General features: G+C 52.5%; 9 protein-coding genes. 4 read left to right on the top strand and 5 right to left on the bottom strand.

Annotated features, from left to right (window positions below; genetic code table 11):
- The 4 genes from ACOJWD_RS04975 to ACOJWD_RS04960 all read left to right on the top strand — a co-directional run.
- Positions 1–876 (top strand): glycosyltransferase (locus ACOJWD_RS04975; RefSeq protein ID WP_486992120.1); only part of this gene is annotated, 876 nt, incomplete at its 5' end.
- 40 nt (positions 877–916) lie between these two features.
- The gene (locus tag ACOJWD_RS04970; protein ID WP_486992119.1) at positions 917–2026 is read left to right on the top strand and encodes a glycosyltransferase family 4 protein; all 1110 of its coding nucleotides are present in this window, start codon (positions 917–919) and stop codon (positions 2024–2026) included.
- Between the two features lie 4 nt (positions 2027–2030).
- Positions 2031–2957, top strand: coding sequence for an NAD-dependent epimerase/dehydratase family protein (locus tag ACOJWD_RS04965; RefSeq protein ID WP_486992118.1), 927 nt, complete (start codon positions 2031–2033; stop codon positions 2955–2957).
- A 47-nt stretch (positions 2958–3004) separates the two neighbouring features.
- The gene (locus tag ACOJWD_RS04960; RefSeq protein ID WP_486992117.1) at positions 3005–3967 is read left to right on the top strand and encodes a glycosyltransferase; all 963 of its coding nucleotides are present in this window, start codon (positions 3005–3007) and stop codon (positions 3965–3967) included.
- On the opposite strand, the gene ACOJWD_RS04955 is transcribed toward ACOJWD_RS04960, so the two are convergent.
- The 5 genes from ACOJWD_RS04955 to ACOJWD_RS04935 form a co-directional block, all read right to left on the bottom strand.
- Positions 3949–4395: a hypothetical protein gene (locus ACOJWD_RS04955; RefSeq protein ID WP_486992116.1), complete on the bottom strand. Its 447-nt coding sequence runs from the start codon at positions 4393–4395 to the stop codon at positions 3949–3951. The genes ACOJWD_RS04960 and ACOJWD_RS04955 overlap by 19 nt on opposite strands.
- 311 nt (positions 4396–4706) lie before the next feature.
- Complete coding sequence (locus tag ACOJWD_RS04950) at positions 4707–5030, bottom strand: hypothetical protein (protein WP_486992115.1); 324 nt, start codon at positions 5028–5030, stop codon at positions 4707–4709.
- A complete protein-coding gene (locus tag ACOJWD_RS04945; RefSeq protein WP_486992114.1) occupies positions 5030–5482 on the bottom strand; it encodes a hypothetical protein in 453 nt (150 codons plus the stop codon). Before ACOJWD_RS04945 ends, ACOJWD_RS04950 begins: the two co-directional genes overlap by 1 nt.
- 746 nt (positions 5483–6228) lie before the next feature.
- Positions 6229–6831, bottom strand: a complete 603-nt coding sequence (locus ACOJWD_RS04940) for a hypothetical protein (RefSeq protein WP_486992113.1) — start codon at positions 6829–6831, stop codon at positions 6229–6231.
- Between the two features lie 215 nt (positions 6832–7046).
- Complete coding sequence (locus ACOJWD_RS04935; protein ID WP_486992112.1) at positions 7047–7736, bottom strand: hypothetical protein; 690 nt, start codon at positions 7734–7736, stop codon at positions 7047–7049.
- Positions 7737–7904 lie beyond the last annotated feature (168 nt).

The following is a 7904-nucleotide window of genomic DNA, read 5'->3' as shown; positions in this document are numbered from 1 at the left end:
TTGATGTATGGCATGGAGCAGTTTGACCTATCCACCTATGATCTGGTGATTTCTTCGTCGTCAGCTGTGGCCAAGGGTGTGATTACGCGGGCAGAAACTCGCCACGTATCTTATATTCACACTCCTATGCGCTATGCCTGGGATTTATATCACGAATATCGTATGCGGGAAGCCCGGGGGATGTCTAGGACGCTTATGGGTCCGCTTTTTCATTATATGCGTCTTTGGGATCGGCTAAGCGCCGATCGAGTCGATGTCCTGATAGCCAATTCACGAGCCGTACAGCAGCGCATTCAAAAACATTATCGTCGCGATTCAGAGGTTATTTATCCTCCGGTCGATGTCGACCGGTTTCAAGTCGCTACGGGTCTCGGAGAATACTATTTGGTTCTCTCCCGGCTGGTGTCGTACAAACGGTTTGACCTGGCTATTGAGGCTTGCAATCAATTAAAGGTGCCGCTGGTAGTGGTCGGTGACGGCCCGGAACGACCGCTGCTAGAAAAGATGGCCGGCTCCGGGGTGCGATTCACGGGACGAGTACCGGATAGTGCCCTTCCTGAACTCATGAGTCAGGCGAAGGCATTACTTTTCCCAGGCGAAGAGGACTTTGGCATTACTCCGGTCGAAGTTCAGGCTAGTGGTCGTCCTGTGATTGCCTTTGGACGAGGTGGGGCGCTCGATACGGTGATTGACGGAGAGACCGGCTATCTCATCAGAGAACAAACCGCCGACGCGCTGGTACAGGCCATTCAGCAATCTGAGATCACCGAGTGGGATCCCTACCGCATCCGATCTCAGGCAGAACGCTTTCGCCCGGAGATTTTTCGCGAACGCTTCATGAAGGCGGCTCTCGCGTCATTAGCGCAGTTGGAGTAGAATAGGCCCAAGATCTGAGGCGCAGGGAGCGGAAGCCGGCATGAACATAGCAATCGATGTGTCCAGTACGGCGGGCTTCCGTACTGGTACGGAAGAATACATCGAGGGGCTCGTATATGGGCTCAATCGGGTGGGGTGCCAAGTCGTTGGAGTAGGGCGTGAAAGCCAAGCGCTTTTGCCAGATAAGCCTCGGCTTGGATTTGAGGTGAGGGAGCACCCTACCCCCTATCAAAAGTGGTGGTGGGAGAATTACGGAATTCGCCGCATTCCGAAAGACATCGACCTTATCCATATCCCGTTTATGGCGCATCCATCACGACGACTTCAGGTGCCTTCAGTGATTACGGTGCATGACCTCATTCCGTATCGCCTGCAAGAATACCGAAAATCGGTCAAGGAACGCGTGTATTTTTCGCATATTGCGAAGGCGTTGCCTTGGGCCGACCGCTTGGTGGCCATTTCACAGGCTACACAAGCCGATTTGGCAGAGTTTTTTCCTGGGCTCATTGAAAAAACGGTGGTTATTCCCAACGGCGTTCATCCAGCATTTTTTTTCGAGATCGACATCGAAGGGACTAGTACCGTCACGCGCCGATTTGGGATTAAGCGCAGCCCGCGTATTTTATATGCGGGAGGATATGATGAACGAAAAAATGTCGAAACCTTGTTACTAGCCATGAAAGACGTATTTCATGGGCGCCGAGATGGAGAACTGGTCCTGGTGGGAGCGAAAGATCACTTAGCGGTGCGGCGCCGCGTAAGCGAATATGGGCTTGAATCCCGGGTCATGGTGACCCCCTATGTATCGCGGATGGAATTGGTGGCTCTCTACACCACAGCCGACCTTTTTGTCTATCCCTCACGCTACGAAGGATTTGGTATGCCGCCCGCGCAAGCACTAGCAGTCGGGGTGCCGGTGGTTGCCAGTGACATTCCTTCGGTGCGCGAGGTGGTAGGCGATTGTGGACTGCTTGTTAATCCAGACTCTGTGGCCGATTGGACGCATGCCATTACAAGTAGTCTAGATAGCCCCGTGCAGACGCAAAAGATGGTGGAACGAGGCCGGGTGCGAGCTCGCGATTTTTCATGGACCGAGATTGCGCGACAATATGTTCAGGTGTATCAAGATGCACTTCACGGAAGAAGGTAGATCGATGCGGGTTTTGGTGACTGGAGGGGCCGGGTTTATCGGATCTCATGTGGTTTCAGCATTGCTAGGGGCCCATCATGACGTCGTTGTGGTGGATAACTTATCTCACGGAGATAAGTCGTTTGTCCCGCCCTTGGTACAATTGATTGAGGATGACATTTTGAATCCCAGCGGTTGGCAGCACACGGTCGGGACGATTGATGCTGTCATTCATCTGGCGGCGCAAATTAGCGTGCCGCTATCGGAAGCAGATCCGCTACACGATGTGCGAACCAACCTTTTAGGGACCGTGACCATGTTAAAGGTGGCAAGGGATCTCGGTGCGCGTGAATTCCGCATGACTTCGTCGGCTGCTGTCTATGGCGACAATCCGCGTCTGCCCCTCTGCGAAGAGGATGCCGGAGACCCGCTTTCCTATTATGGTTTAGATAAATGGGCATCAGAGTTTTATGTTGCTCACGAAGAACGACAGCGCCACTTGAAGGGAGTTGTCTTTCGACCAGCCAATGTGTATGGCCCTCGCCAGCGCACCGCAGGAGAAGGAGGCGTGGTGGCGATGTTTGCAGAAACTCTATCTCGTCATGAAACGCCAGTGATTTACGGCGATGGACTGCAGACACGTGATTTTATCTTTGTAAAAGATGTCGCGCAGGCCTTTTTGTATCGACTAGGCATAGACGAACCTGGGGGCATTTATAATCTCGGTACCAATACCTCAACCACGGTGATTGACCTGTGGAACCAGTTAGCCGATATTGCTGGGGCGGATTCTCGGACGGTGTCGTATGCGTCTGAGCGGCCGGGAGACATTCGGCACAGCCGTTTGTCAGTGCAACGGGCTGATGGCTGGGGATTTCACGCGAAGGTTACTTTGGATGAAGGATTGCGAGAAACCTATCAATACTTTCAAAGTGTGTCAGCGAAAGCGTGACGACATTAGGATGGATCATCCGTGATAGCGGATGGAATGAGGGAAGCTTGCTGGCAGCATGGGCATCGGCAGGATTGGTGGCGCTCGGGATAGACATTCGGATTCAACCGCTCTATCCTTGCAGTACCGTGTCGGTGCCGTTCCCAGGGTCTGTTCCCGTTCTGCCCCCTCTTTTTTCTTCCGAATCTTCATGGAAGCGTTTGACAAGGCGTCCGTCCATCTCGTCCCAATTGGGATCGGTCGATCAGCTTCTAGTCGATCAGGAATGTTTGCGACTCATCAAGACGGTGAAAGAACGCATGATGGTGGTGGTACGCGATGACATTCAAGACCCCTCGGATGTTCCATGGGCTGCGTTTGAGGGAATGCTGGCCCTGAACCGTCGTGTGGCAAGGCAGGTATTGCAGATGCGTGCGGTGTTGCCGAGCCGTGTTCATCCCGTGCCGCTCCCAATTTCCCTGCGGCCCACGCCATTAGATAGCGAGCGGGAGCGATCCTCGTCGCTGCAAGTGGTGGTGGCAGGACCCTTAACAGCGTTCAAAGGCCTCGAAATTGTCATTAACGCGATGACGGTCCTGAGAGATCGGAAGAAAGCAGCTCGACTGACAGTGGTTGGTGACGGGCCGGAGGCGCGTCGCCTTAAAAGTTATGCCGGAGCCCTTACCCCGGACACGACGTTTGTAAGCGGGGCGATCGACTGGGAGCCCTATATTGCTCGTGCTGACGTCCTGGTTGCACCTCAAATGGTTGATTCGTTAGGGGCGGACGTCATGTGGGCTCTTGGATTAGGCATCCCCATTGTGGGTCGTGATCTTGCCGTTTTTCACGAGCATGCGGAAGCCCTCGTGCCAGGCGACCCCCCGATGGACCTGAGTCCGGATCTCACTGTGATGGAGGTGGTGGAACAGCTTGAAGGTCTCCCTAGAGGAAAAAAAGCGCAACCTCGCCCATTTGGGGATGGGCCACATCGCTGGTTAGAGGCGCTAGGGCTTCATACCGTGTCGGGATGACCGCGTCCCTCGGATCGCTGGGTGCCTCCGATAGACGCCATAATGAGACTCACGACGCCAAAGGTAATCATCGCGGTCAACAGAATCACGATGTGAGCCGTGGACGAATTCGCGAGTTGGACCAAGCGTAGGCGTTCTAGACCTTTTGCCGGGGCAATGACATCGTGACTCGTGGCTCGAATAAAAAATGAGCCAAGACCGGCAATGAGGCCAAACATGGCGCCCAACGTTGCGCCTGTCCATCCCGGTCTGCCATTGTGCAGTCGGCTACGCCGACCAGCGAAGTAGGCATCAATGAGTATGAGGATATAGAGCGTGATGGCTATTGCCGTCGCTTCACCCGTGTGCCGAAACCACACAGTGTTGATGAAGGCAAAAATTCCTAGCAGGACGGCAATAGCGACGTAAGAGGTTGGTATTTGTCGCATCTGCCTCGCCCTCCTTATAGCATCTGGTTACTTGTATGATGTACTCAATTCTGAAAAAATGTCAATGCTAGAACGCTCCTCTGGGATAGCATATGACAAAAGCACAAGATGAATGAAATCCCGGGGAAGAATCGCTTCGGACTCTAAGAATGGCCGGATTGTTCGAGTAAAAATGTGAAAATGCGGCTGGAATGCTGCCTGTCCGCTAAGAGCTTCGCGGGCCTAGATGATGTCTGAGAGCCCATGCGTGCAAAGATTATCTGAGTGCTTTCCACCCGTGCCATCGATTTCGTGACGGGGAGGGACAACGACTAGGAAGGAGGTAGGGCTAATCCCGAGCGGACTCTGTCCATCCAGTCCATCAGGCCTTCTTGCAACATGGTGATTCCGGGTTGGGCGGCTTCAGTTAACCGGCCCTGTGTCCACAGTGCTGCAAAGCGTACAAATGACACCAAACGGGCGGTGATGACCCACCGCACCCATTGCGATGGGCTCTCGGTGAGGGGGCTATCCGTTTGTTTGAGATAGAGCGCCACGACTTCCTCCATTTCGGCAACGGTGGGGAGGCCGTTGCAGAGAATCGCCAAGTCGTAGGCGGGGTGACTCCATGCCGCCTCGGACCAATCAAATAGCACTAGTTGGCACCCCCCCAATTGGTGGGATTGGGGTCGCCTGAGACCAACCGCCGGTCACTGGGCACGGTGGGCCAGGGGAGTTGGAGCAGATGCACCAAAGACGGGCGCACCTCTTCATGCCAGACCATGGACGCGTCTAAAATGTCCTGAGAACTTAAGGCCACCTGACGTAGTGGCAGAGGATCATTAGGAGACGACAGCAGCTGGCTGGGGTGAATGGTGTGCAGGCGGGCGAGATATGCGGTCATGTCGGTTCGCCTGTCGCGATATGGAGGGCTGAGTGTGGCGTCGAGAGCCTCCAACAAGATCCCATGGTGGGTCTGGGAATATACCTCAAGGACACCGAGGTTCGCTTGACGTAGTAGAGGGGCATAGTGACGGTAGAACGCCGCTTCTTGACCGAATAGTAATTTGGCAACAGCCCGGCCACGCGGACCCGTGATCAGCATCACTCCTGGGCCTCCTACACCACTTAGGCGTTCGAACCTCATAGGTTCGCCCACGAGACGTTTCGCCACAGTGCGAAGACCGTCCTCTCTTTAGTGGTAGATCAAGGGGGTGAGGCCGATGAGAGGAACGGGGGATCGCCGATACAGGTATGGGGGAGAGGGGAAATGGATATTGAGGAATGGATGTTGATGCGACCAATAGAAAAACCTCCCGAGATCCGGGAGGCCCCACCTTGGAGGAGTTAGACACGGTTTACGAATGAACGCCGGGACTAGGTTCCTCTTGCATACCCACGGCCTCGTTGGTTATACTGGAGGCGTGGGGGAGAGGCGGACCTTCTCAGGGGTGGGGCCTCTCACCAGTTTTTTTGCGCTTCTTTGGGTTTCATCGTACCAGAACTTTCCTCCGGTGGACAGGCATAACCCTGTTTTTCTATTGCCCGTATTTTTTTCATAGCGTCACTTGTACCGGGTGGCTGGTTGCAAACAATAGAAAACCTTCCTGTGGCGTTTCGCGAGGGGTGAGGTTTGCGCCGTCCGATGGCTTCGTGCACTTACGTCGGGTGTGTGGGGCGTTGCGTATGAAGACGGCTAACACATCCTTTCTCGATTAGAGGAGGACGTGTAGTGTGTGAGCGCGTTTGTTATGTGGTAGGGTGCCCAGGACATGTTCATATCCGATTGTGGCAGACCATGGTGGTGTCTCCTCGAGAGGCCTCACCCCTAAAATCCGAATCCCATTATTTTAATTATTTCGTGGAAAGTACTGCATACATCCGATTGGCTTCACGCGTGACTACTATCACAGTCACATGATGTTGATATCGTACTTTGACCGAAAAAATGTTTGGGGCTATTTCTGTATTTTTCACAATGTATGGCTGCGATGAACCATCGGTAACGTGGAGTGCTTCATTGATCACGCCGGATAAAGTATAGGGCCAAGCTTGAATGCGAAATACGGTTCCGAGGAGATTTTCGGGTGTCAGGTGAAGGCTAGTAATTCTATCATGATTTACCGTCATAAAACCGTTTTCGTATCCGAGACTTTGCGTGTCCGGGGTATGGACGTACCATAGGGCCACTTCTATATAAAATTTATGTGCCGAGACGGGATAGAGCGTCAGGAGTTGTGCGAGATGGACGTTCCGGTACGATGCCTGCCATGTCGAATAGGAAAGGTGCTCACGTAAGGTGGGAGAGAGCAAGTGGTAAGCCTGTAGTTCGCCTTCGGCCACGGAATATTTCTCGCCTATCTCCCGAAAATCCTGCCAATAGCCCTGAATGACGTGACGGGCGGCGTTCGAGGAGAAGCGGGATGTGGACAGCGGGAATTGCAGTCGAGGGAACATCGTCAGTCTATCCGACTGACGAGAGGTGTTGTGCGTTGTTATCGGAAGGGACCTTTTCTGATGCGTCGACGGTGACGCATGACCGGCACCGCAAGCGGTTATCCCCACTAACGCAAGGATGGCAACAAAACTACGGATAATGATCCTTGAACAATGAGACATAGCAGAGCCTCCTTACGGACTTTAACGTAAGAAGGCTCATATCGGTTACCGAATTACGAAGCAAAACGCCACAAAACACTCGTGCTTCCATAAGGACTACTCACACTACAACTATAGTAAGAAGACAGTCCTAAATTGTTCCATGTTCCGTTTGAGCCATCGATTCCCGCATTGTTGTTTTCTGTATTTTCCGGAATCCCGCTACCATTCCAATAAGGATTATCGGTCAAGTACGGACCGACATCTTTCACCGGAACGGATACATGTTCTCCGGTTGTGGTGGATTTTACTAGAACTTGCGTTCCACATGTTAGAGATGTTGACGGGAGCGCCACAAATGCTTCGCCGTCCGGTTGCGCACCGCAAGCCGTTGTTTGGGTATAGCCCTCTGGTTGACTTACCGTCGCATAAGGACATTCAACGGTCATTGTCACAGGAAACCACAAAGGAAGCGAAACACTAGTTTGTCCATAATCAGACGAAGCAGTAACGTCGCGACCTGAATTCGTATTAGATACTCCAGTTAGTCCATTGCAACTAATCGACGCTTCTCCAGCACCATTGGTATTTGCAGAACCAATGGCATCACTTCCGGCGTATATAGTCACCAGTTCATCAATTACGGGATTTCCAGAATCATCGAGAACTTGAACTACAATCGTAAAGGTTTTGCCGTTAATGATACTATGTCCTGTTGGGTCTCCGGATACTTGATTGGGTAATGATTCAAAAGTTACTGGCATATCAACCTCTCCTTATTTTAAAGACTCTTTAAATCGGTGTCACACGCATTAGTGGGACCATTTAGCTCAAATTGTGCTTAGACTCATTTCTATCGCCTCCGGTTTTGTCAGGCATTGTTGTCGATTTTTAGATTGTCTTTGCTTAAACTTAGAATATCTTGCGAATCT

This window comes from Sulfobacillus sp. TH-112 (assembly GCF_057473405.1).
Note: the sequence above shows the minus strand (reverse complement) of the source record. Positions and strands in the feature narration are given on the sequence as shown.

What these genes read in the sequence shown, in the direction of transcription:
- ACOJWD_RS04970 (WP_486992119.1), top strand. Translation starts at nt 917, where the DNA reads ATGAACATAGCAATCGATGTGTCCAGTACGGCGGGCTTCCGTACTGGT.
- ACOJWD_RS04935 (WP_486992112.1), bottom strand. Translation starts at nt 7,736, where the DNA reads ATGCCAGTAACTTTTGAATCATTACCCAATCAAGTATCCGGAGACCCA.
- ACOJWD_RS04965 (WP_486992118.1), top strand. Translation starts at nt 2,031, where the DNA reads ATGCGGGTTTTGGTGACTGGAGGGGCCGGGTTTATCGGATCTCATGTG.
- ACOJWD_RS04940 (WP_486992113.1), bottom strand. Translation starts at nt 6,831, where the DNA reads ATGTTCCCTCGACTGCAATTCCCGCTGTCCACATCCCGCTTCTCCTCG.
- ACOJWD_RS04955 (WP_486992116.1), bottom strand. Translation starts at nt 4,395, where the DNA reads ATGCGACAAATACCAACCTCTTACGTCGCTATTGCCGTCCTGCTAGGA.